Source organism: Paenibacillus sp. JNUCC-31 (assembly GCF_014844075.1).
Lineage (GTDB): Bacteria > Bacillota > Bacilli > Paenibacillales > Paenibacillaceae > Paenibacillus.
On record NZ_CP062165.1, the window covers coordinates 438,938 to 459,873 of the forward strand.

At 46.7% G+C, this 20,936-nt stretch carries 22 protein-coding genes; 13 read left to right on the plus strand and 9 right to left on the minus strand.

The features are described 5' to 3' along the window. Positions 1-33: 33 nt before the first annotated feature. The 6 genes from JNUCC31_RS01775 (at position 34) to JNUCC31_RS01800 (ending at position 6,870) form a co-directional block, all read left to right on the plus strand. Positions 34-927: a carbohydrate ABC transporter permease gene (locus JNUCC31_RS01775; protein WP_192268006.1), complete on the plus strand. Its 894-nt coding sequence runs from the start codon at positions 34-36 to the stop codon at positions 925-927. Continuing rightward, on the plus strand, positions 924-1,808 hold the full coding sequence (locus JNUCC31_RS01780) for a carbohydrate ABC transporter permease (RefSeq protein ID WP_192268008.1): 885 nt from the start codon (positions 924-926) through the stop codon (positions 1,806-1,808). Before JNUCC31_RS01775 ends, JNUCC31_RS01780 begins: the two co-directional genes overlap by 4 nt. A gap of 53 nt (positions 1,809-1,861) precedes the next feature. Beyond that, complete coding sequence (locus JNUCC31_RS01785; RefSeq protein ID WP_192268009.1) at positions 1,862-3,253, plus strand: ABC transporter substrate-binding protein; 1,392 nt, start codon at positions 1,862-1,864, stop codon at positions 3,251-3,253. A 131-nt stretch (positions 3,254-3,384) separates the two neighbouring features. Further along, a complete protein-coding gene (locus JNUCC31_RS01790) occupies positions 3,385-4,392 on the plus strand; it encodes a LacI family DNA-binding transcriptional regulator (RefSeq protein ID WP_192268012.1) in 1,008 nt (335 codons plus the stop codon). A 33-nt stretch (positions 4,393-4,425) separates the two neighbouring features. After that, positions 4,426-5,418, plus strand: a complete 993-nt coding sequence (locus JNUCC31_RS01795; RefSeq protein ID WP_192268014.1) for an N-acetylglucosamine kinase — start codon at positions 4,426-4,428, stop codon at positions 5,416-5,418. A gap of 126 nt (positions 5,419-5,544) precedes the next feature. Further along, a complete protein-coding gene (locus tag JNUCC31_RS01800) occupies positions 5,545-6,870 on the plus strand; it encodes a 6-phospho-beta-glucosidase (protein WP_192268016.1) in 1,326 nt (441 codons plus the stop codon). Here the strand turns inward: JNUCC31_RS01800 and JNUCC31_RS01805 are convergent. The 3 genes from JNUCC31_RS01805 to JNUCC31_RS01815 form a co-directional block, all read right to left on the minus strand. After that, positions 6,860-7,024, minus strand: a complete 165-nt coding sequence (locus tag JNUCC31_RS01805; protein ID WP_192268018.1) for a hypothetical protein — start codon at positions 7,022-7,024, stop codon at positions 6,860-6,862. The genes JNUCC31_RS01800 and JNUCC31_RS01805 overlap by 11 nt on opposite strands. A gap of 90 nt (positions 7,025-7,114) precedes the next feature. After that, positions 7,115-8,344 carry a family 8 glycosyl hydrolase gene (locus tag JNUCC31_RS01810; protein ID WP_228469439.1) on the minus strand — a complete coding sequence of 410 codons (1,230 nt, stop codon included), beginning with the start codon at positions 8,342-8,344 and terminating at the stop codon, positions 7,115-7,117. A gap of 423 nt (positions 8,345-8,767) precedes the next feature. Beyond that, positions 8,768-10,084, minus strand: coding sequence for a nucleobase:cation symporter-2 family protein (locus JNUCC31_RS01815; RefSeq protein WP_192268020.1), 1,317 nt, complete (start codon positions 10,082-10,084; stop codon positions 8,768-8,770). Between the two features lie 290 nt (positions 10,085-10,374). Here JNUCC31_RS01815 and JNUCC31_RS01820 point away from each other — a divergent pair, with 290 nt between their 5' ends. Continuing rightward, complete coding sequence (locus tag JNUCC31_RS01820) at positions 10,375-11,118, plus strand: S-layer homology domain-containing protein (RefSeq protein ID WP_192268022.1); 744 nt, start codon at positions 10,375-10,377, stop codon at positions 11,116-11,118. A gap of 153 nt (positions 11,119-11,271) precedes the next feature. On the opposite strand, the gene JNUCC31_RS01825 is transcribed toward JNUCC31_RS01820, so the two are convergent. The 3 genes from JNUCC31_RS01825 to JNUCC31_RS01835 all read right to left on the minus strand — a co-directional run bounded on the left by JNUCC31_RS01825 (position 11,272) and on the right by JNUCC31_RS01835 (position 12,655). Further along, the gene (locus tag JNUCC31_RS01825; protein WP_228469440.1) at positions 11,272-11,583 is read right to left on the minus strand and encodes a Dabb family protein; all 312 of its coding nucleotides are present in this window, start codon (positions 11,581-11,583) and stop codon (positions 11,272-11,274) included. A gap of 200 nt (positions 11,584-11,783) precedes the next feature. Further along, positions 11,784-12,329, minus strand: coding sequence for a PadR family transcriptional regulator (locus JNUCC31_RS01830; protein WP_192268024.1), 546 nt, complete (start codon positions 12,327-12,329; stop codon positions 11,784-11,786). A gap of 71 nt (positions 12,330-12,400) precedes the next feature. Then, on the minus strand, positions 12,401-12,655 hold the full coding sequence (locus tag JNUCC31_RS01835) for a hypothetical protein (protein ID WP_192268026.1): 255 nt from the start codon (positions 12,653-12,655) through the stop codon (positions 12,401-12,403). Between JNUCC31_RS01835 and JNUCC31_RS01840 the strand changes: the two genes are divergently transcribed. After that, the gene (locus tag JNUCC31_RS01840) at positions 12,636-13,889 is read left to right on the plus strand and encodes a cytochrome P450 (RefSeq protein ID WP_192268028.1); all 1,254 of its coding nucleotides are present in this window, start codon (positions 12,636-12,638) and stop codon (positions 13,887-13,889) included. The genes JNUCC31_RS01835 and JNUCC31_RS01840 overlap by 20 nt on opposite strands. A 166-nt stretch (positions 13,890-14,055) precedes the next feature. On the opposite strand, the gene JNUCC31_RS01845 is transcribed toward JNUCC31_RS01840, so the two are convergent. Continuing rightward, positions 14,056-14,298, minus strand: a complete 243-nt coding sequence (locus JNUCC31_RS01845; RefSeq protein ID WP_192272652.1) for a TetR-like C-terminal domain-containing protein — start codon at positions 14,296-14,298, stop codon at positions 14,056-14,058. Positions 14,299-14,451: 153 nt separating this feature from the next. Here JNUCC31_RS01845 and JNUCC31_RS01850 point away from each other — a divergent pair, with 153 nt between their 5' ends. Both JNUCC31_RS01850 and JNUCC31_RS01855 read left to right on the plus strand, forming a co-directional pair. Then, on the plus strand, positions 14,452-15,303 hold the full coding sequence (locus JNUCC31_RS01850; protein ID WP_192268030.1) for a helix-turn-helix domain-containing protein: 852 nt from the start codon (positions 14,452-14,454) through the stop codon (positions 15,301-15,303). After that, positions 15,300-16,241, plus strand: coding sequence for a DMT family transporter (locus JNUCC31_RS01855; protein WP_192268032.1), 942 nt, complete (start codon positions 15,300-15,302; stop codon positions 16,239-16,241). Before JNUCC31_RS01850 ends, JNUCC31_RS01855 begins: the two co-directional genes overlap by 4 nt. 67 nt (positions 16,242-16,308) lie before the next feature. On the opposite strand, the gene JNUCC31_RS01860 is transcribed toward JNUCC31_RS01855, so the two are convergent. After that, positions 16,309-17,007, minus strand: coding sequence for a pseudouridine synthase (locus tag JNUCC31_RS01860; RefSeq protein ID WP_192272654.1), 699 nt, complete (start codon positions 17,005-17,007; stop codon positions 16,309-16,311). A 125-nt stretch (positions 17,008-17,132) separates the two neighbouring features. Between JNUCC31_RS01860 and JNUCC31_RS01865 the strand changes: the two genes are divergently transcribed. Beyond that, positions 17,133-18,017, plus strand: a complete 885-nt coding sequence (locus JNUCC31_RS01865; RefSeq protein ID WP_192268034.1) for a hypothetical protein — start codon at positions 17,133-17,135, stop codon at positions 18,015-18,017. A 38-nt stretch (positions 18,018-18,055) separates the two neighbouring features. Here the strand turns inward: JNUCC31_RS01865 and JNUCC31_RS33750 are convergent, their stop codons facing one another. Then, the gene (locus tag JNUCC31_RS33750) at positions 18,056-18,184 is read right to left on the minus strand and encodes a hypothetical protein (RefSeq protein WP_267132496.1); all 129 of its coding nucleotides are present in this window, start codon (positions 18,182-18,184) and stop codon (positions 18,056-18,058) included. Between the two features lie 198 nt (positions 18,185-18,382). Here JNUCC31_RS33750 and JNUCC31_RS01870 point away from each other — a divergent pair, with 198 nt between their 5' ends. Beyond that, entirely contained in the window at positions 18,383-19,591 is a 1,209-nt protein-coding gene (locus JNUCC31_RS01870; protein ID WP_192268036.1) for an MFS transporter, read from the plus strand. A gap of 87 nt (positions 19,592-19,678) precedes the next feature. Further along, positions 19,679-20,917 carry an aspartate aminotransferase family protein gene (locus JNUCC31_RS01875; protein WP_192268039.1) on the plus strand — a complete coding sequence of 413 codons (1,239 nt, stop codon included), beginning with the start codon at positions 19,679-19,681 and terminating at the stop codon, positions 20,915-20,917. Positions 20,918-20,936 lie beyond the last annotated feature (19 nt).

Sequence of the window (20,936 nt, forward strand, 5' to 3'; positions counted from 1 at the left end):
AATTTTATATCCCATAGAAAGGTTGGTGTTTCCTTGACCCATCGCGAAAGCCGGCGGCAGACATTTTACCTGTACCTCTTCATCTCTCCATGGCTTATCGGTTTTCTCGTGTTTGCCTTGTATCCGATTCTGTCGTCCCTTTATTACAGCTTCACGGACTATGACATTATCCACCCGCCGAAATATGTCGGACTCGCGAATTACAACGAAATGTTTCACAATGACCTGTTTTGGAAATCAGTTGTCGTAACGGTGCGCTATACATTTATCAGTGTACCGATCCAACTGCTGCTGGCACTCGGATTTGCTCTCCTGCTCAATACAAAAATACCGTTCCGCGGATTTTTTCGAACCGCCATGTATTTTCCGAGCATGGTATCCGGTGTGGCGATGTCCCTGCTGTGGTACTGGATTTTCAACCCATCGATCGGTCTGTTCAATTACGTGCTGTCCTGGTTCGGCATTAGCGGCCCATCTTGGCTCATGAGTCCCGATTATGCACTTTACGCTTTGATGATTATGTCCTTCTGGACGGTGGGTTCAGGCATGATTCTATTCCTTGCAGGACTTCAGGGCGTTCCTGCCAGTCTTGTGGAAGCCGCCAAGCTTGACGGAGCGGGACGCTTCCGGATTTTCCTGAACGTAACGCTGCCCATGATTTCACCGGTACTTTTGTTCCAGCTGATTATGGGCGTCATCGATTCCTTCCAGGTATTCACTCAGGCGTACGTAATGACCCAAGGCGGTCCAAACTACTCGACCTGGTTCTACGTTTACAACCTGTACACCAGTGCCTTCAAGGAATACAGGGCAGGATACTCATCCGCACTCGCGTGGGTGCTGCTGATCGTCGTTATGGCGTTTACGGCAATCATTATTAAACTCTCGAACCGCTATGTTCACTATGAAGGGGGCGGACGTAAATGAGTACAATTCCGACTGCCGGCCCAGAGGCTTCACCTTCTGTGAATAAACGCCGGCGCAAAATCGATGCGGTCAGCATTGCCAGTTTCATTGCCCTGCTGGTCACCACCTTTCTCATGCTCCTGCCTTTGTTTTTCATGGTCTCGACCTCACTGAAATCGAAGAAGGAACTGTTAAAGTTTCCTCCGTCCTTTCTGCCGGAAACTTGGCAGTGGAGCAACTACAGAGAAATTTTCGACACGCTGAATTTCAGTCAAATGTATATGAACAGTCTTTTTATCGGCATTTTGACCGTTGTCGGCACCCTGCTTTCGTCAGCCCTTGCTGGCTATGGCTTCGCCAGATACCGGGGCAAGGGCAGCAACCTGTGGTTCATGCTCATGCTCAGTACGATGATGCTTCCCTATCCGGCGATTATGATTCCACAGTTCATTCTTTTTTCCAAGCTGAACTGGATCGATACCTTTCTGCCGCTGATCGTCCCTGCGTTTTTCGGTTCGGCATACAACATCTTTTTGCTGCGCCAGTTCTTTTCCACACTGCCGGATGAGCTGTTTGACGCCGGACGCATCGATGGCTGCAGCGAGTTCCGTATGTGGCGGCAAATCGCTTTGCCTCTGTCTGGTCCGGCGCTTGCTACGGTTGCAATCTTTGCCTTCATCTACAGCTGGAACGACCTTTTGACACCTGTTCTCTATTTAAGCTCATCGGATAAGTTCACACTTCCGGTCGGTATGTCTTCCTTTACATCTTCGCGTTTTCGAATTCCGCCATGGCATCTGCTTATGGTTGCCTCCGTGCTCGCCATGCTGCCAATCGTGGCCCTGTTTGCGATAGCCCAGAAGCGGTTTGTGGAAGGAATTGTTCTTACAGGCATCAAGTAAAGACCCCGCCGTAGGGGCGGCAAAAAAACTTGAATATATGGGGGACGTAGTTCATGAAAAGGATAAGGAACAAAAAGACTTTTGCACTTTTGCTTGCGACCAGCATGCTCGTTGTTTTGGCACTGTCCGGCTGCAGCGGTGGCAAATCAGCGGGAGATGTAGCGCCCGGTAACAACGGCGATAGCGCTAAATCCAGCTCCTCAGGCGAGCAAGTAACCATAACGCACTATACCATTGATTCCGAGGACCGCACGTTTATTGAAAAACTGATTCCGGACTTTGAAGCCAAACATCCGAACATTAAGGTGAAAGTAGAAAAAGCTCCTTACGAGCAGTTCGACAGTAAGCTCCAAACGCTAATTGCCGGCGGCAAATCTCCTGACGTCACAAGCCATTATGGCTACGGCGGTTTTGCGGAGTATTACAACAAAGACATGCTGCTCGACATGAACGACATTATTCAGGAAGATGGATTTAAAGCATCCGACTATAACATCCCGGATGACCTTATGAAAATCTATACCGTCAAAGATCATGTCTACGGTATTCCGGTCAATATGTATGTCACTCTGATGCTCTACAACAAAGATATGTTCGATGCTGCCAACGTTCCTTATCCTCCAAGCGACTACGAGGACAAGAGCTGGACGTTTGACAAAATGATCGAAGACGCCAGGCAAATGACGCATGTGTCCAGCGATATTGCCAAAACCCAATATGGCGTTGACTTCACATGGTCCGAGCGCGATATGCGCCCGCTCTATTTTGGAGCTGAACCGTACTCCCCGGATACCTGGACCAACGGCGGCGTACCATCCGAGACTCATTTCGATTCGCCGGAAGTCATCGCAGCCTATAACAAGCTGTTTAACCTGATCTTAAAAGATAAAGTGTCCCCGACAACAGAATGGAGCAAGAGCGTAGCGGGACAAAACGGCGATGCATTCGTAACCGGCAAAGTGGGTATGACCGTCAGCGGCTCCTGGAGCCTTGCCGGCTCGAATGACTTCCCATTCAAGGTTGGTGTAGCTGCCGTGCCTGCCGGCGGCAATGACAAGGTCCGCAGTGTGCTGTTCGTCGATCCGCTCTTGATTCTGAAGGGCTCCAAACATCCGAAGGAAGCCTTTGAATGGATCAAATATCTGGTCAGCGACGAGGTGCAGGAAAAATCCATCGACCTGAGCGGCGGCAACCCTCCTGTAAATACGAAGGCTGCCGAAACCTATTACAAGCATTTTGATGGCATTGATCCGGCAGATGTGAAGAAGGTGTACGAAGGCGCTGTGAAATACGGATTTGAATCCTATAACCACCTGATCACCCACTATTCTCAGATCAACGACATGTTCATCAACGAGATGCAGCCGATCGATACCGGACACAAAACCGTTGAACAAGTGATGCCGACGATTCAGAAAAAGGTCATGGAAATTATCAAACGTTAACGCTATACGTTGTGCCGTCCCGCAAGGGGCGGTGCATCTCTTAAAATAGCTTCGCGGCCAGGGCTCCGTACATGTATACTAGTGTTAAGTCAATGTAAAGTACGGAAAATCTGCCGCAAGGAGAATAAACAATGAAGGTTAGTATATTTGATGTAGCAAAAAAATCAGGGCTGTCCGTTGTGACAGTCTCACGCGTCTTAAACGGTGCCGAATCCGTGCGAGAGAAAAATAGGCAAAAGGTTCTGGAGGCGATCAAGGAGCTTGATTACCGTCCTAACGCTGCCGCGCGGAGTTTAGCCCGCGGCAAGACAGGAATCGTCGGTTTGATCATGACCACTCTTCAGGACTCCTTCTTTGACGCCGTCGTTAAGGAGTTGAACGAAGTGCTTTCACTTCACGGCTATTTTCTTGCCGTTTCGGTCTCTACCGGCATTGGCTCCGATGAAACCCATTACCTGATCCAGGAGGACCGGGTGGACGGTCTTATTCTGCTCTCGCCTATAGAAGAGGATAACTACATCGTGGAACTGAAGCGGCGCAATATTCCTTATGTCCTAATCGACAATCAGAAGCCGGAGAATGATGCTTTCTCTGTAACAATCGACAACTACAAGGGCGGTTATGCCGCTACGAAGCATCTGCTTGATCTCGGTCATACCTCCATCGCGCACTTAAGCGGAGACGACATGTTCCGCAGTACGAAAGAGCGCCGCAGCGGTTTCCTGCAGGCACTCAAGGAACAAGACCTGGCTCCATTCGATATGATCACAGGCGATTTCGAAATCGATTTTGGTTATGACACCTGCCGCCACTGGCTGCGGGAGGGACGCCTTCCTTCCGCGGTGTTCGCTGGCGATGACCATATCGCGCTTGGGGTCGTGAACGCCCTCATGGAAGAAGGCATCAAGGTACCTGAACAGGTAGCTATCGTCGGCTATGACGATCAGTATATTTCATCCAAACTGCACCCCTATCTGACAACGGTCCGGCAGCCTGCCGACCGCATTGGGGTTGCCGCTGCGGATATGCTGCTGAAACGCATGGACGGTACGATGAAACGCGGGGCTAATGTGCGGATCGACCCTGAACTCATCGTGCGAGAGTCAACTGGATCACCAACAGAAGGTAAATCCGATTAAAAAAATTATTCTTATATATAGGAGTGACGACCTTTGACTTACTACTTGGGAATCGATGGGGGAGGAACAAAAACATATGCCCTGCTGACCGATGACTGCGGCAATGTGCTTGGCAAAGGCGTGGGCGGCAACGGTAATCACCAGATTGACCATGCATTGGCCGCGCAAAGCATACGTAAAGCTGCAGAAGGCGCTCTGAACGAGGCAGGATTGCGGATTCATGAAATCTCGCATACCTTTTTCGGACTTGCAGGCGCAGATCGGGAGGCAGATTACCGAATCCTGCATCCTCTGGTTCAGGATATCGGATTCACCCGGAATTACTCGATTGACTGTGACACGATGATCGGCCTGCGCGCAGGCACGAACCGACCTTACGGGGTCGCACTGATCTGTGGCACAGGCACCAACGCCGCAGGCCGCAATCAGGCAGGACAACATGTACAGGTCGGCGGCTTTAATTATATGTACGGAGATTTTGGCGGCGGCGGTTCCCTCAATATTGAGGTGTTCCGGTCCGTCATCCGTTCTTGGGACGGCCGTGAGCAGACAACGCTCCTTACTCCGCTGCTGCTGAACTTCCTTGGATATGACAGTGTCAGCGATATGTTCGATGACTTCCAGGATCATGGCAAGCATGTGCCTGTGCATGCAGCCAAACTGCTGTTTGAGGCTGCCGCAGAAGACGATGCTGTTGCTCTGGAAATTCTGAACCGTCAGGGTGTCGAGCTTGGCAAGTCAGCGTCTGCGGTTATCCATAAGCTTGGAATGGAAGAGGATAGATTTGACGTGGTATTGGCAGGGAGTCTGCTAACAAGGGGAGATCGCGGATGGATTCGCAATATGGTTGAACAGACCGTGGCTACCGTCGCTCCGAAGGCTACCATCGTCACTTTGGCCACTGAGCCAGTCGTCGGTGCCCTATGGTCTGCTATGGATGCGGACGGACATGCGGTAAGTCAGGATGTATATGACAAAATGCGGGTCTTCTGCGACTTCGAACATATTAAGCTAACAACAAGATAAACCTCTATAAACACTGTCATCATCAAATGGCTTACCTGCATACTGATCCTTTGGCTCCTCCTTATTCAAAACCTCTTGCGGGTTCATAAACCAATTACAATTCTCAAAAGAATGGAGTGCGGAAAAATGGCAAATGAAACAGGATTGAAAATAGCGGTAATCGGCGGTGGATCTTCTTATACTCCCGAACTCGTTGAGGGGTTTATCCTTCACCATGCCGAGCTTCCGGTACGTGAACTGTGGCTGGTCGATATTGAGCCGGGACAGCGCAAATTGAATATTGTCGGCAACTTGGCTAAGCGCATGGTGGAGAAGTCCGGACTTCCGATCGAAGTTCATTTGACACTCGACCGCCGCGAAGCAATCCAAGGCGCAGACTTCGTCAGCACGCAAATGCGTGTCGGCATGCTCGAAGCCCGCAGCCTCGATGAATCCATCCCCCTGAAATACGGCGTGATCGGCCAGGAAACTACCGGTCCCGGAGGCATGATGAAGGCGCTGCGGACGATTCCGGTCCTGCTTGACATCTGCCGTGATATCGAAGAACTCGCACCCGATGCTTGGCTGCTGAACTTTACGAATCCGGCGGGTATGGTCACAGAAGCCATTCTGAAGTATTCCAACGTAAAAAGCATTGGTCTCTGTAATGCGCCGATCGGCCTAATCAAGCAGACTTCGGCCAAATACGGCGTAGAAGCGAACCGCATCTATGCCGAGTTCGTCGGCCTGAACCATCTGCACTGGATTACGCGCATTGATGTGAACGGAGAAGACAAACTGGATGAGATGCTGGCCGATACGGCCGGTTACAGCGCGAAGAACGTGCCTGCACGGGAATGGAACCCTGAATTTTTGCAATCCCTGCATGCTCTGCCTTCCTACTATCTGAAGTACTTTTATATGACCGATGAAATGCTCGAAGAGCAGCTCGAATCCTTACAAAAAGGCAGCAACCGTGCGGAAGTGGTTAAACGCGTCGAAGAAGAACTGTTTGAGCTTTATAATGATCTGGAGCTAAAGGATAAACCGAAGCAGCTGGAACAACGCGGAGGCGCCTTTTATTCCGAAGCAGCCGTGAACCTAATGCGCTCACTCTACAACGGAACAAATGACATTCAGACGCTGAACGTTGCCAATCAAGGCATCATTGACTTCCTGCCCGGCGATGCCAGCATTGAAGTCAATTGCGTGGTCACCCAAACCGGCCCACTGCCGCTGCCGCTGACCAAGATTCCTCCGATGGCCGTCGGACTGATCCATACGGTTAAGACCTATGAGCGACTCGCCATCGATGCTGCCGTGACTGGCGATCGCGGATTGGCCATACAGGCACTGGTCCATCACCCCTTGGTTCCTTCCGTCGATGTGGCGATCCAGATGCTGGATGAAATGCTCGAAGCCAACAAGGACTATTTGCCACAATTTTTTACTGAATCTGCAGCTAATGCATGACTCGGCTATGATTCACTCTGCCTGATGTCGTAATAAAAACATGTATCGACGTACTTTCCAGAAAACAAACTGCCATGTCCCAGGACTCCTGAGATATGGCAGTTTGTCGTTTATAGGCACTTGCCATCTGTATCGCCTTGCTCAAATCAATCATCTGGTACTCCCCTAGCTCCATCCAAAAAAAGCAGGCAGGGATCCAATCCCCCTGCCTGCTTGCAAATGAGCAATCAGATTCCAAGATTGCTTAGTATGTCCACCAGTTGCCGGACATTACAATCATGGAGAAAAGCTTGATGCTGTCTTCATAGTAGCCTTCATTGGAGCTGCCAGCCGTTTTGGTCCAGACGGAATTCAGCCAGCTTTGGTTCGTGGACGAGGTCATGGCGCTGACACCAAACGGTGCATAGAACGCGCCGCTGCCGCCGGAACCTGTAACAGTGCCGTTGAGTTTATACCCATCCTTGATGCTGCTAGGGTTGCCATTGACTTTGGCCGAGATCCAACTGTTCATTTGATTGAGCTGATTGAGCGCCCGGTTGTCGCCGGTCATCAGGTAATCCGTTGCGATCCGCCAAGGTGTTCGACACGAGTTGTAACCGTAGTTTCCGTCGTTTGCCCCTTCCAGAAAATCGGCTGAAGCCGGCTTGTACGTCGAACCCGACAAAACGACGAAGTCTGGAAGCAATCCGGTTGATGAGCTGTAGCCGCTGTATAAGGAGTTGATGATGGTATAGGTTTTGTCGATCACATTTGTCCACCTGGTATCACCGGTTGCCTTCTGGAACGCCTTCAAATGATTCAGCATAAAGTCCGATGGACGGGTAGCATTTTTGAACGTGTTGTCCGTTGCCCAGTCGCCAAGACGCAGCGTCCATTGGGACTGATTCACGTCACTTTGCATAATGGCATTGATCATGTCCTTGCCTGCCTGAAGGTAGTTGATACTGCCGCTGCTACCCCACTGCTTGTCCGCAAGCAGAAGGGAATAAGCAATGTCCATATCTCCATCCGTAGCCGAGTTGGCGCCTTCAATGTTCTGGAAGCTGCTGTTTTGTTTCCAAGCCATCAATTTCGAATTGATTTCGCTCGGATGAGCCTTATAATATTGATAAAGTCCGTCGAAATAGGTTTGCGCATTGCTGTCATAACCAGCCATTAGAACCGTTGCCATCATTCCGTATCCATGTGCCTCAGACACAGTATTCCCGTTGGGCTGATACTTCACATAATACTTGCCTGTGCCAGCTGTTTTCAGATAAGCCGATTTCCAGCTGTTCCATTTCGATTGAACAGAGCTGTCCATCGCGCTTTGGGAAACATTGCTCGGCTTGATCGAGCCGCTGGTATATGTCGTGTGCTGCGGAAATGGCTTATTCGGAGAGGCGAAAGCGAATCCCGCCGGAATCAGAAGAAAAGCGAGACAACACATCGTAACAGCTTTGCTGCTAAACGAAAATCTCTTATTTTTTCTCATAAACTTACGCTCCTTTTAGATCGAAATGGGTCTTGTCCATGACATAACCTTTAAGCCGATAATCCAGTACAGCATCCTGATGGTGAAACATTGTTTCGATATTCGCGAGACATGCTCACCTCCCTAGTATAAGTTAAAGCGCTTTAACTTTAAAACGCTTACATATAGTTTAGTCTCTCCACCAATATTTGTAAATAGATTTTATTGAGATTGAATCTAAAGTCCTGATTTGACATTCCCCATTTTTTATATGTGTGTTCTCCTGTTATATGCAGTAGTCGGATCACTCCGAAGTGTACGTCATCATAAAAAAACAAGAGGTTGCTATGTGAGCCGGATTGTTCCCCTTCATTCCGTCTCAATAGAAACCACCTTGGGTCGGTTTGTTTTTTTCAAATCTCATGCGTGTTTATGAAGAAGGGATTACGTATGTGCTTCTTGTGCCTGTGTGGGCTGTAGGGGCAGACTCTCCTTTTTAAATCCGAGGTTAAAGAAGACATTGAGCAGGATGGCGCACAAACTGCCTGTGATAATACCGTCGCTAACAATAATACGAATACTTTGGGGCAGTTGGGCAAACAGATCGGGCACAGCCGTGACGCCAAGACCAAGTGAAACCGAACAAGCAACGATCAATAGATTGGATTGCTTGCTGAAATCCACATTTTGCAGCATTTTAATCCCGGATGAGACCACCATGCCGAACAGAACAACCGTCGCCCCTCCAAGGACTACGCTTGGAATAATCGTTGCAAACGCGGCAACTTTGGGAATAAGTCCGAGAAAGATCAGGATGCCTCCAGCCGCGACAACCACATTGGTTGTTTTCACCTTGGAGAGCTGAACCAAACCAACATTCTGGGCAAATGTGTTGTAAGGAAAAGCATTGAATATGCCGCCAAGGACAAACGCCAGACCTTCTGCGCGATATCCCCGTGCCAGATCCTTTTCGTTGATCGGTTGATCACAGATTTTGCTAAGGGCCATAAATACACCTGTGGATTCGATAATAACAACTGTACCTACAATAATCATAGTAATGATTGGGCCAATTTCGAAGGTAGGCCATCCAAAGTAGAATGGCTGTGGCAAGTGGAACCAGGAGGCTTCCTGTACGGAATTGAAATTCACTTTTCCCATGAGGGCAGCGACAAGGGTACCTACAATAATGCCGAGGAGAACGGCGAGAGATTTGACAAAACCACGAGCGTATCGATTCAGGATCAAAATGAAGAGTAACACCCCGAATGAGAGTGCTAAATTGTCCAGACTTCCGAAATTCTCGCTGTTAGCTCCACCTGCCATGTTTTTGATACCCGTTGGGATCAGTGCCAGACCAATAATAGTTACGACTGTACCAATCACAACGGGAGGGAACAATTTGACGATTTTGCTAAAGAAGACCGAACATATGACGATAAATACCCCAGCCGCTATAATGGAACCATAAATGGCTGGAATCCCATACTGTGATCCAATCGCAATCATCGGTGTAACTGCAACAAATGAGCTTCCAAGTACCGCCGGCAAGCCTATTCCCAAATACTTACCTTTTCGGGCCTGAAGCCATGTTGCGATACCACAGGTTAACAAGTCGATGGATACCAGATACGCCAACTGTTCTGCAGTCAGGTTCAGTGCCCTTCCCACAAGTAGCGGAACTAGGATCGCTCCGGCATACATCGCCAATACATGTTGAATTCCCAGCGAAAGAATCTTTATTCTCTTGGTTTCTCTCATTCTAATCTGCCCCCTGTAAATTGGAATCAACCTATCGCCGCAGAATCATGTTATGTTGATTCACATTATATAAACTATTGAGGGAAGTTCCATGATTCATGATGTAGAATTGTTTCAATACATAAATAGATTCAGTCTTTTTAGGCGCATTGTACAAAATAAACACATAACTCCATTCATTCAATGTCAATTAAAGTGACAACAAAAGTTGAATAACGTTGCACATTTCCATACTTCTTCGCTAAGAATAATTACACGTCACCATTTAGTAGTAAAGATTTCCTAATGATGTGAACGCAGGCAAATGGTATGCCGATGCGGTCCGGATCGCTAGTTCACTTGGCGTAGTTGGAGGCATATCCAGTACTGAGTTTGGCCCAGATCTCCCTATCACTCGCGGAGATATTGCCGTTATGGTTGTACGGACTTTCTCCAGCTCCATCCAATTTGAAGGCTCTGCCAAAACCTTTAAGGATGTCCCCAACTATTACGCAGCCTCGGCCATTGCAAAAGCAAGCCAAACAGGGATCGTTTCGGGTATGACGACCACCACGTTTCAACCATTTGCGAAAGCCACTCGCGCCCAATCGGTTGTCATGCTAGAGCGGGCTTTACGTTTGGAACAAACCCAGCTCCCTGATACAACTGAACTGATTACTCTGGCTCTCAGCGCAACCGAACAGGAGATCAAGGCGATGTCTGAGCACAGCTACGATCAAGTGTCTGATACCTACGCTACATATTACACCGGTTATCAGCTCTCCTTTAATCTCACTTCACTTGAAGATCTGACATCCGCTCTAGATGAGCAAACCCAGATGGATATTGAATGGATCTCCAAACCTGTTTTCTCCATTGTGGAGCGTTCCAATCAATATGCCATATTAGAAGCGAATGGCGGCAAGATTAAAACGAGCATCAATGCAGGTAAGGATATAAGTGAAGAAACTATTTCATTAGACGGATTGTATAAACTCAAGAAAATGAATGATAACACCTGGAAAATCTACGCGGTTTTACCTTATGAGGGATAACCATTAGAAACACAGATAAATAACAAAAAGCACTGAACTGAGTTCAGTGCTTTTTGTTATTTCGAATTTTAGTGGATTACAAATGAAATTCCTTAATACATCACTCTTTTGACGTTTTCTTTGCCCAATACAACTTTAGGTATAACTAACCCCTCATCTTGAGGGGATCGGATAATCAGACACAATGACATTCTCCACCCAGCCATTCAGTGAAGCCACAAAAGCCTGATGAGCCGGATGCGGACCATAATTACGCAAAGCTTCCTGATCTTCAAACGTCACTCTCAAACCAATTGTAAACCCCTGAATACGGTCCGTTTCTTCCGTTGTGTTGACGCCTGCAGTCAGATCAACAATTCCCGGAACTTGTTCCTGTAATGCAAGCAATTGATCCACAAACTCCTGTTGTTTGTCTGACGTGATTTTATCGTTAAATTTGAATACGACCAAATGTTCAAACATCATTGCAATCCAACTCCTCGTTTAATCTTCCTGTGATAATACCTCAGATTGTAATGTAATTTTTCAAATGTTTCAATCCGCATACCATCGAGCCGTATAATAAAATAACAAAAAGGCACGTCCTAAGCCTGGCCATGGCTTGTAAAACGTACCTCTTTGACACCTCTACTCCTAAACAAACCTCTTTGGGTTTAAATAAATACTTACCCTTTTAACACTCTACTCTGAACATGATTCAGCAGCTTCTGAAGCCAGAGAATATCGCTCTGAATCGAGTGGTAGGCATGATCTCTCATTAACAACAGTGCATCTTTCAGATCCTCTTGCATTTCAATCTCCTGAGGCGTATGAAGATCGATATATTCCAGCTTCTTCTTCATCTTCTCAATAATATCCTCAATCAAATAAGCAATCTTCTGATTATCCACCTTATCCAGATGGACCAATGCAGCGTATAGGGACTGCACGTTGGTAAACTTCTGGAACACCTTGTATATGCTCTCTTCCAGGGACTGACGGCCCTTTTCGGTGATTCCATATGTCGTTTTGTCCGGTCGATTTTCAGTCTGGATCGTTTCTACCTTCTCGATCAGGCCCTTCTTCAGCAACACTTCAAAATTATAATATATGGTGCCCTCGGTAATCTTGGCATCCGTGTGATCCAGATGTTTACCAATTCGTTTTTTAATATCATAGGGATAATAATTCCCTTCACTTAGTGCACCGAGTATAAATATTTGAATCGACATGTGACTGCCCCCATTCTGCTAATCCAAGGGTATAGCTTCTTTCTAATCGCCTACCCTCATATCTTTCTATTTTATATCATAACGGGCTGTTGTACAGGTTCCTGTACAGTATCGATCTGCTTGGCTTTTCTGAAATGATGGATGGTTATATTGAACACAAAAGCTCCTGCCCCAACCAATGCAAGTCCAACTGCATATTGAACCGTCTTCCCGCCGCCAAAGAGAATATTATAATTCATATTACTTGAATTAAAGTACTCTTCTTTGTTATATTTGTCAATGAGACCAACCAAGGAGGCGAAACGAATGACGAAGAGCTCTATCATTTCTCTGTCTGAAATCACGAATTTCCAATCGAAAGAAGAAGAATTCAGTCCCTATCGTTGGTATCGCAACATGTTGAATCAGGAACCCGTCATCTACAATGAAGAAAGCGATTCCTGGCATGTATTCAGGTATGATCTTGTTAAAACCGTGCTTAATGATCACGAGCATTTCTCCAGTGTGAGAAAAAGATCCATTGTTAACGTAGGATATTCAAGTGAAGAAAAAGGCGCGGATCACGATCATCACATGCCGGACAAGCTGGATATTCACAACGTAGATCCGCCGGAACATCGCAAGCGGAGATCATTGCTGGCAAGTGCATTTACACCCAGAAGTCTCAAGCTCTGGGAACCGAGAATAGAAGCTGTGGCCGAAGAGCTGATCAGAGAATTTGAACATCAGTCGGAAGTGGACATTGTTGAAGCCTATACGAGCATGTTTCCTGTCATTATCATGGCGGATCTGCTTGGCATTCCTTCCAATGATCGTCTTTTGTTTAAAAAATGGGTGGACACCATGTTTATGCCCACAACGGATGCTACTTTTGATCAAATTAACCAATTGAAAAAGGTTGCCGGGGAGGAGTACTTTAAGTACTTATATCCTTTCGTCGTGTCCAAAAGATCCAATCTGGGAGAAGATATCATATCAGACCTGATTCAGGTTGAATTGGATGGCGAGCACTTTACAGATGAAGAGATTGTGCGAACCACCATGTTTATTCTGGGAGCGGGCATCGAAACAACCAGCAATCTGCTGGCTAACTCGTTCTATGCCCTTTTGTATGACCAACCGGAATTGTATTCCGAACTCAGGGATAACCTTGAGCTTGTTCCAGCCGCAGTAGAAGAAATGCTGAGATATCGCTTTCACATCAGCAAAATGGACCGCATGGTCAAAAAAGATAACGATCTGCTTGGGGTTAAGCTGAAAAAGGGAGATGCCATTGTGGCATGGATGAGTGCAGCCAATATGGATGAGAATATATTCGAAGACCCTTTCACACTGAATATTCATCGCTCGAACAACAATAAACAGCTTGCATTTGGTTTTGGTACTCACTTCTGTCTGGGTGCACCTCTCGCGCGTCTGGAGGGCAAAATCGTACTGACTTCATTTTTAAAAGCCTTCACCCGAATTGAACCTGTGGAGGGATTCAATCTGGAAGAAAACCTTACCCCTTCTGCGGCAGGACAATCTTTAACAAGCCTTCCTATGAAGCTGTTTACGTAATTACGATTCGCATATTTGCCTTCTATGGATAATAAGTTTCACTACAGTTTAATAAATAAAATCAAACCAAAAAGAGCAGATCTTATCTGCTCTTTTTCTCAACCTTTTACCCTCTACAATTTACCTTCTACCCTCCGTTATGGCCCTTCCTTCCATGCCTCCGTCGCTATCTCAACAAACCTGCTCCATTCATGATAAACGGTACCACTCGCTCCGCCAAATCTGAAGGAGATTCCTGCCTGCCCTCCTGATTCCAGCGATAGGTCAACCCATAGATGGACCAGCTTAACATCGTAGATATATATTCCAGCGACTGTCGCTCCATTGAATCCGAATCTCGTGTAATAATCTGAAAGATAAGCTGCTCCAGTTCTGAATCGCTCGCTACGTTGCTATAATGAGCTATAATTGAACCAAAGTACTCGTTATCCTTTTAGTGGAGCAGCGGGTATTTTGGTTTTTTACATGTTTGAACCAAAAAAGAGCGAGCAATATCGTCCAAGAATGTACCCTTCTTTTCATATTATACTGACATTAACTTACCAGAAAGAAGGTGCAGCAGGTGACTCGCGAAGTACGAACCGTCGTATTCGATGCCGATTTACAGCTTGAAGCCTACCAATTCGAAGGCATTATGCAGAAATTCCCGAATCATTTTCATGACTATTACGTCATTGGATTTATTGAACAGGGCAAGCGCCATCTCGTATGTAATAACGAAGAATATATCCTGAACACTGGAGACATGATTATCTTTAATCCGCATGATCCCCATGCCTGCGAGCAGGTGGACGGAAGAACCCTCGATTATCGCTGTATCAATATTCAGCCCGAGGTCATGTGCCAGTATGTACAGGAAATTACCGGACGGGATTACTTGCCCCGGTTTACTTCCCCTGTTCTATACCAAAGCGAACATGTTGCTTCCTTGCATGAACTGCATCAGATGATTTTGGAGGAGCAATCCGATTTCCACAGAGAAGAATTGTTGCTCTTCCTGTTGGAACAGCTGCTAAGAGAATATGCGGATGCTGAACCGCCCGTTTCTGCTCAGGACGTCACGATTGAGATCAGACGCATATGCGAGTACATAGAGTCTCATTATATGGAGTGCATTACGCTAAACCAATTGGCCGAGTTGACAGGCATGAGCAAATACCATCTGCTGCGTGTATTCACCCGCCAAAAAGGAATCTCCCCGTACCGCTACCTGGAAACGATTCGTATCAATCAGGCCAAAAAGCTGTTGGAGCAAGGGGAACTCCCGATCGAGGTAGCTGCGCAGACTGGTTTCAGTGACCAGAGTCACTTTACGAACTTTTTCAAAAAACTGATCGGCTTGACGCCAAAACAGTACCGACGCATTTTCAACCATGAAGCGGTTTCAAAGCGTGCAGCAGATCACATGTCATGACAAGTCAGAACAAAACCTCCACTGGGCATTTGCTGGCCTTACTTACGATTTTGATCTGGGGAACGACGTTTATTTCCACCAAAGTACTGCTAATTGACTTCACCCCGGTAGAAATTCTCTTTTTCCGCTTCCTGATTGGCTATGTGGTCCTCTTCCTGATCTATCCGCGTTCATTGCGGGTTACTTCGTTCAGAGAAGAAATGCTGTTTATTGCAGCAGGGTTGTGTGGAGTCACATTATATTTTCTCATTGAAAATATGGCACTGGTATACACCCTCGCTTCCAATGCAGGCGTCATTGTCTCGATTGCTCCCTTCTTCACTGCCGTACTTGCGCATTTCTTTCTGGATGGAGAGAGATTACACAAGAGGTTTATCGTTGGCTTCGGCATTGCCTTGACGGGTATCATCCTGATCGGACTGAACGGCAGTTTCATTCTGCGACTGAATCCGTTGGGAGATCTTCTCGCATGTGTAGCACCTGCCGTATGGGCTATTTATTCGGTACTCATGCGCAAAATAGGCGAGCTTTCCTATCACACCATTGGAGCTACACGCAAAGTGTTTTTCTATGGTCTGATGTTCATGCTGCCAGCCTTATTCCTGTTCGAATTCCACCTCGATCTCGGGCGCTTCTCCAACCTGGCAAATCTCTCGAACTTTCTGTTCCTCGGACTGGGCGCCTCTGCCTTATGTTTTGTAACCTGGAACCGGGCAGTCAGTATTCTCGGAGCCGTCAAAACAAGTGTCTACATTTATCTGGTGCCTGTTATTACCGTCATTGCTTCTGCACTGATTCTACAGGAACAGATTACCTGGATAACACTACTCGGAGCTTGGTTAACGTTGGTTGGATCATTTATCTCAGAACGAAAAGTGCAAAGCAGAGCCTCCAGCAGCATATTGCTCATTAATCCTTTCAACAAAAAGAGGCATTAATCCATAACGGATTAGCGCCTCTCTTCATTCTTCATTTTGCCCGTCGGATACCTCCATTGGATTCCAATTATTCCTCGTTCAACATGGACAGAAGGTCCTCCAGTTCCTGATTCTCCAGATGTCTCCACTCCCCACGTTCCAGGCGATCCAACGTAATATTCATAATCCGAATACGCTCCAGCTTCAGCACTCTGTATCCCAAGGCTTTGCACATTCTGCGGATTTGCAGATTCAAACCCTGAGTCAGAATAATACGGAATACCTCTTCGCTTTGCTTGAAAACCTCACAGGGCTTGGTCACCACGTCCAGAATTTCAACGCCTTGTGACATGGCCTGCATGAATTTGTCTGTCACAGGTTTGTCCACGGTGACCACATATTCCTTCTCATGGTTGTGCTCCGAACGCATCATCTTGTTCACAATGTCTCCATCGTTGGTAAGCAAAATCAAACCTTCGGACGCTTTATCCAACCTGCCGATCGCAAAAATACGTGAGGGATAATTCACATACTGAATGATGTTGCCCTTCACCTGTTCCGCTGCCGTACAGACGATACCAATTGGTTTATTCAGGGCAAGGTAAACAGGCTCGCTATCATTCAGAGGAATTTCCTCACCATCAATGAGCACGATATCCCCTGGTTCAACATCCGCTCCTTTTTCACACACTTGCCCATTGATCGTAATACGCCCGGTTGCAATTAAACGGTTCGTTTCCCGGCGTGAGCAAAATCCCGTTTCACTTATGTATTTGTTAATACGCATGTTCCACCACTTCTCATCTACTGATTTCCATTCCATATGATCTCATTTATACTGAAACGAAGCAACGAGTCGTTAGGGGAAGGTACATAGGTAAGCCAATATGCACTCTGAAAGGAGCTATATCCATGGACAAAAACAGCATGAGAGTCCTGAAAAAGTTATATATGCATACGAATGGTATTTATGATAGAGAACGTGAAGTTATGATCTATCAAACAGATACACTCACTCCTGCTGAACAGGATGTATTGATCACAAACAGCTGGGCAGCTAACGATCTGGAAATGATCCGTCATAATGATATTATTCAACAACTCATTACGTTGCAGCAGCATTCGCGTCTTTCCTGGTCGACGGTTACCCAAGCATTTATTGCAGGTGTCGGCGGCAGTTATCCACGAGGCATCTCTACGCTCGCAAGCTACCATCTGATGATTCACTTGCAGCCGCACGCTTACGAAGAGGCAGATCGGTTCCTTGCTTGCAAAGTTTGCGGTTTCAGTCATAGCGATGAGAGCTGGAAAAACCTATCCAATATTCGATATGCTCTCCACCAGGGTTATGATTATAGCGGGACAAGCGTAGGTGCCTACGCCGATTTAACGGAGTTAATTGTGCTACTTGAACAAGGACCCGTTACTCCAACGGATGAGGATATCACCACATTCAATCAACTGCTTCACATGCTGGATCAGGCTGGGGACGAAGAGTCTCCGGGGAAATTTGAAAAACGACTCACTGCGGAGAAATTGGTGAAAGGACACGCCGGAATTCGCCGCAGTATCCTTCAGGCGCTGTCCAGGACAGGTGTTCTGCCCAATCAGGTTCTCTCATTGAGTCCGGATCATTGGACAAACAATGAGGACATTCTAAATGGTGAACTACTGCTTAATAACACCAAAGGCCGTTCCGATATGGAGATGCCTTGGGCGGGCTGGCAAGGTAAACTTGGCGTCAATTGGGACATAACGCGCAAGCTGTTTGGCGACGTGATTCAATTCAAAGGTTAAATAGGCAGCCCCCTCACCCATCCGATAAGCCCCTTGCGTTAAGTTATAATTGCAAAAACACCTGAATAATTCAAAATGTTTCCCGTCTGTTCGACAGGAAACATTTTTTGTTTTTTCTCAGCCGAGTCCTCTATAAACTCTCCACCTTTAGTTCCTGTCTCCATCATTTTAATCTCCTATTTATAGATTCGACACGAAACCGTTTTAGAATGGACATTGTGAGAGAAAGATAATTCATTCGTCAAATCTTTACAGTATTTTACAATAAAAAGCATGTACAATTGCATAATTATGGTATAAGTTATATAAAGGGGAAACATTTTTTACATAATATAAAATTTATATCCATCTCAGGAGGGTAACAGATGAGAAGAATTTTCGCTTTAAGCTGTGGTTTTTATCTATTAATCGGTATAACCAGCGTGGTCATGGGGGCACTTTTACCCGTCTTGTTGACACACTATGAGCGCGGTTACAGTGATGGCGGGTTTTTGCTTTTTTTGCAGTTCCTCGGTTTTCTTGTCGGGGTGCTTGTCGCTCCTTCCATGACTGCCCGCATTGGCAGAAAATCCATGCTCTTGATTGCATTAATCTGCATTGTGGCTGCTTATGCCGTTCTGGGATTTTTGCCATCTTGGACTGTGGTTCTTCTACTAACGATCCTCGTAGGCTTCGGGTCAGGCATCATTGAACCCTCTGTAGGTGCGTTTACGATAGAATTCACCGAGAACCAAAAAGCGGTTGCGATGTCCAAACTTGATGTGTTCTTTGCCCTAGGCGCTCTTCTCATTCCGGCAGTCGCTGCCTTATTCATCTGGCTTGATCTGTGGTATCTCACCTTTTATACCGTATCCCTTATATCGATTGTTCTTATGTTACTGTGGGTCACCATGCCTGAATCTGCAGCAACTTATCTCAAACAAGCTGGTGAAAATACAGCTGCACATCCAACTGGCCGAGCCCAGTATTCCAAAAAACATCTCGGATTACTAACTATTTTTGTTATCTTTTTTTTCATCTACATGGGACTGGAACTTGGACTGATGAACTTCTTGCCTTCTATCCTCGTCGAACGCTTGCAACTTCAGGAATCCGTCGCCTCTCTCAGTGTATCGATCTTATGGGTGGCGATGATAATCGGTCGTCTTTTCTCTGGAAAAATTGCAGAAGCTGTCAACTATATGCCTTTCCTGATCTGGAGTACGGTAGGTACACTTCTATTCGCTGTTGCCATGGTATTCGTGACAGGCCAATGGGCCACGTACCTGTTGATCTTTGGAACCGGACTGTTCATGTCAGGTCTGTTCTGTATCGCCCTGGTCTATGCAAATATTCTGATTCCCGGCATGACTGAACGAACAACGAGCATTCTGATTGCATCCGGCGGTATTGGCGGTGCTGTCTTGCAGTACGTAACCGGATGGAGCATGAGCACTTGGCCTGTTGTCAACACGATCTGGATTTTGGCCGGATTTTGCCTGATTCTACTCTTCACGCTTATACTCTCTCATCTCTGGAATGTAAGGAATAGTACCGTAAACAGAACTCTCGCACACCAAGGTAAAGAGATTTAAACGCTGCTTTTGAGAGGGGTGATGCCTGCGTAATCCGGATTATTGAGCTTTGTTGAGGCTAGTACATTACATTATGGAGGGAATCGTATGCAAACTTTAACCAAAAACCGTTTCAGAACCGGAAAAGGGATTAAGTTGATTGACGATTCAGGCGTTGAATATCTGGATGGTGTATCCGGAACGTTCAATCTGTCACTGGGCTACAATCACCCGCATGTCGTAAGCAAAATTCAGGAACAAGTCGGCAATCTGACGCATATGTCTTCCTCCTTCACTGAACCTTATGTGGATGAAGTACTCGATCATCTGATTGAATACGCACCAAACGATATCAACGCCGGATGGATGCGGGATATCACAGGTTCAACTGCAAACGAATGTGCGACTAAAATTGCTCAGAAATATACCCAGTCCACAGACATTATTAGCCTGTACCTTTCCCACCATGGTCAGACCCAGTTTGCGACCGGTATTTCGGGAAATGCCTTCCGGCGGAAACGGTTTCCAAATTCGGCGGTTGCCAATTCTGTTCATGTACCTGCACCATACTGCTATCGGTGCCCATTCAAATCTTCAAGCGGAGACTGCGGATATCAATGTGTTGAAGCAATCTCCGATGCTATAGAATATGCAAGCTCTGGCTCAGTCGCCTGCATGATCATTGAACCGATCCTCGGCAATGGCGGCAATATCATTCCTCCTGCTGGATATTTCAAACGCCTGCGTAAACTGTGTGATGAATACAACATGATTCTGATTGCCGACGAAGTACAGACGGGAATAGGACGTACCGGGTACATGTTCGCCAGCGAACTGTTCGATATCCAGCCTGACATGATTACCCTGGCCAAAGGTCTCGGCGGAATCGGCGTGCCTGTTGCTGCGGTATTGATGCAATCCCGGCTGAACGTACTGGAAAAGCATGAACACTCTTTCACTTCTGGAAGCAATCTGATCTCTGTTACGGCTGCCAAATCAACCTTGGAGGTTGTATCCGAACCCGGATTTCTGGATGACGTAAAACGTAAAGGCGAAATTCTCGGCGGGTTGCTGAACGATCTCGCAATGAAGTACCCGAGTATTGGCGAGGCTCGCGGAGTCGGTCTGATGTGGGGATTGGAAATGGTTGGAGACAACAATGAACCGGATACAGATAAAACCAATGCCATTATCGACCGTGCCTTTACGGATGAGCACCTGATTTTAAGAGGTTCACGTTATGGCTTCGGCAATGTGGTCAAAGTCAGACCTTCCCTCACCACAACCGAAGATGAACTCGTTGAGATTGTAGAACGGTTGGACTCCGTGCTTGCCAGCATTCATTAATCATACTTCAACCTATTAT

Excerpts from the sequence above, each read along its gene's own strand:
- JNUCC31_RS01800 (WP_192268016.1), top strand. The coding sequence starts at position 5,545 with ATGGCAAATGAAACAGGATTGAAAATAGCGGTAATCGGCGGTGGATCT.
- JNUCC31_RS01785 (WP_192268009.1), top strand. The coding sequence starts at position 1,862 with ATGAAAAGGATAAGGAACAAAAAGACTTTTGCACTTTTGCTTGCGACC.
- JNUCC31_RS01810 (WP_228469439.1), bottom strand. The coding sequence starts at position 8,344 with ATGAGAAAAAATAAGAGATTTTCGTTTAGCAGCAAAGCTGTTACGATG.
- JNUCC31_RS01830 (WP_192268024.1), bottom strand. The coding sequence starts at position 12,329 with ATGTCGATTCAAATATTTATACTCGGTGCACTAAGTGAAGGGAATTAT.
- JNUCC31_RS01870 (WP_192268036.1), top strand. The coding sequence starts at position 18,383 with ATGAGAAGAATTTTCGCTTTAAGCTGTGGTTTTTATCTATTAATCGGT.
- JNUCC31_RS01835 (WP_192268026.1), bottom strand. The coding sequence starts at position 12,655 with ATGATAGAGCTCTTCGTCATTCGTTTCGCCTCCTTGGTTGGTCTCATT.
- JNUCC31_RS01815 (WP_192268020.1), bottom strand. The coding sequence starts at position 10,084 with ATGAGAGAAACCAAGAGAATAAAGATTCTTTCGCTGGGAATTCAACAT.
- JNUCC31_RS33750 (WP_267132496.1), bottom strand. The coding sequence starts at position 18,184 with ATGATGGAGACAGGAACTAAAGGTGGAGAGTTTATAGAGGACTCGGCT.
- JNUCC31_RS01780 (WP_192268008.1), top strand. The coding sequence starts at position 924 with ATGAGTACAATTCCGACTGCCGGCCCAGAGGCTTCACCTTCTGTGAAT.
- JNUCC31_RS01805 (WP_192268018.1), bottom strand. The coding sequence starts at position 7,024 with ATGATTGATTTGAGCAAGGCGATACAGATGGCAAGTGCCTATAAACGA.
- JNUCC31_RS01855 (WP_192268032.1), top strand. The coding sequence starts at position 15,300 with ATGACAAGTCAGAACAAAACCTCCACTGGGCATTTGCTGGCCTTACTT.
- JNUCC31_RS01840 (WP_192268028.1), top strand. The coding sequence starts at position 12,636 with ATGACGAAGAGCTCTATCATTTCTCTGTCTGAAATCACGAATTTCCAA.
- JNUCC31_RS01860 (WP_192272654.1), bottom strand. The coding sequence starts at position 17,007 with ATGCGTATTAACAAATACATAAGTGAAACGGGATTTTGCTCACGCCGG.
- JNUCC31_RS01865 (WP_192268034.1), top strand. The coding sequence starts at position 17,133 with ATGGACAAAAACAGCATGAGAGTCCTGAAAAAGTTATATATGCATACG.
- JNUCC31_RS01825 (WP_228469440.1), bottom strand. The coding sequence starts at position 11,583 with ATGATGTTTGAACATTTGGTCGTATTCAAATTTAACGATAAAATCACG.
- JNUCC31_RS01790 (WP_192268012.1), top strand. The coding sequence starts at position 3,385 with ATGAAGGTTAGTATATTTGATGTAGCAAAAAAATCAGGGCTGTCCGTT.
- JNUCC31_RS01875 (WP_192268039.1), top strand. The coding sequence starts at position 19,679 with ATGCAAACTTTAACCAAAAACCGTTTCAGAACCGGAAAAGGGATTAAG.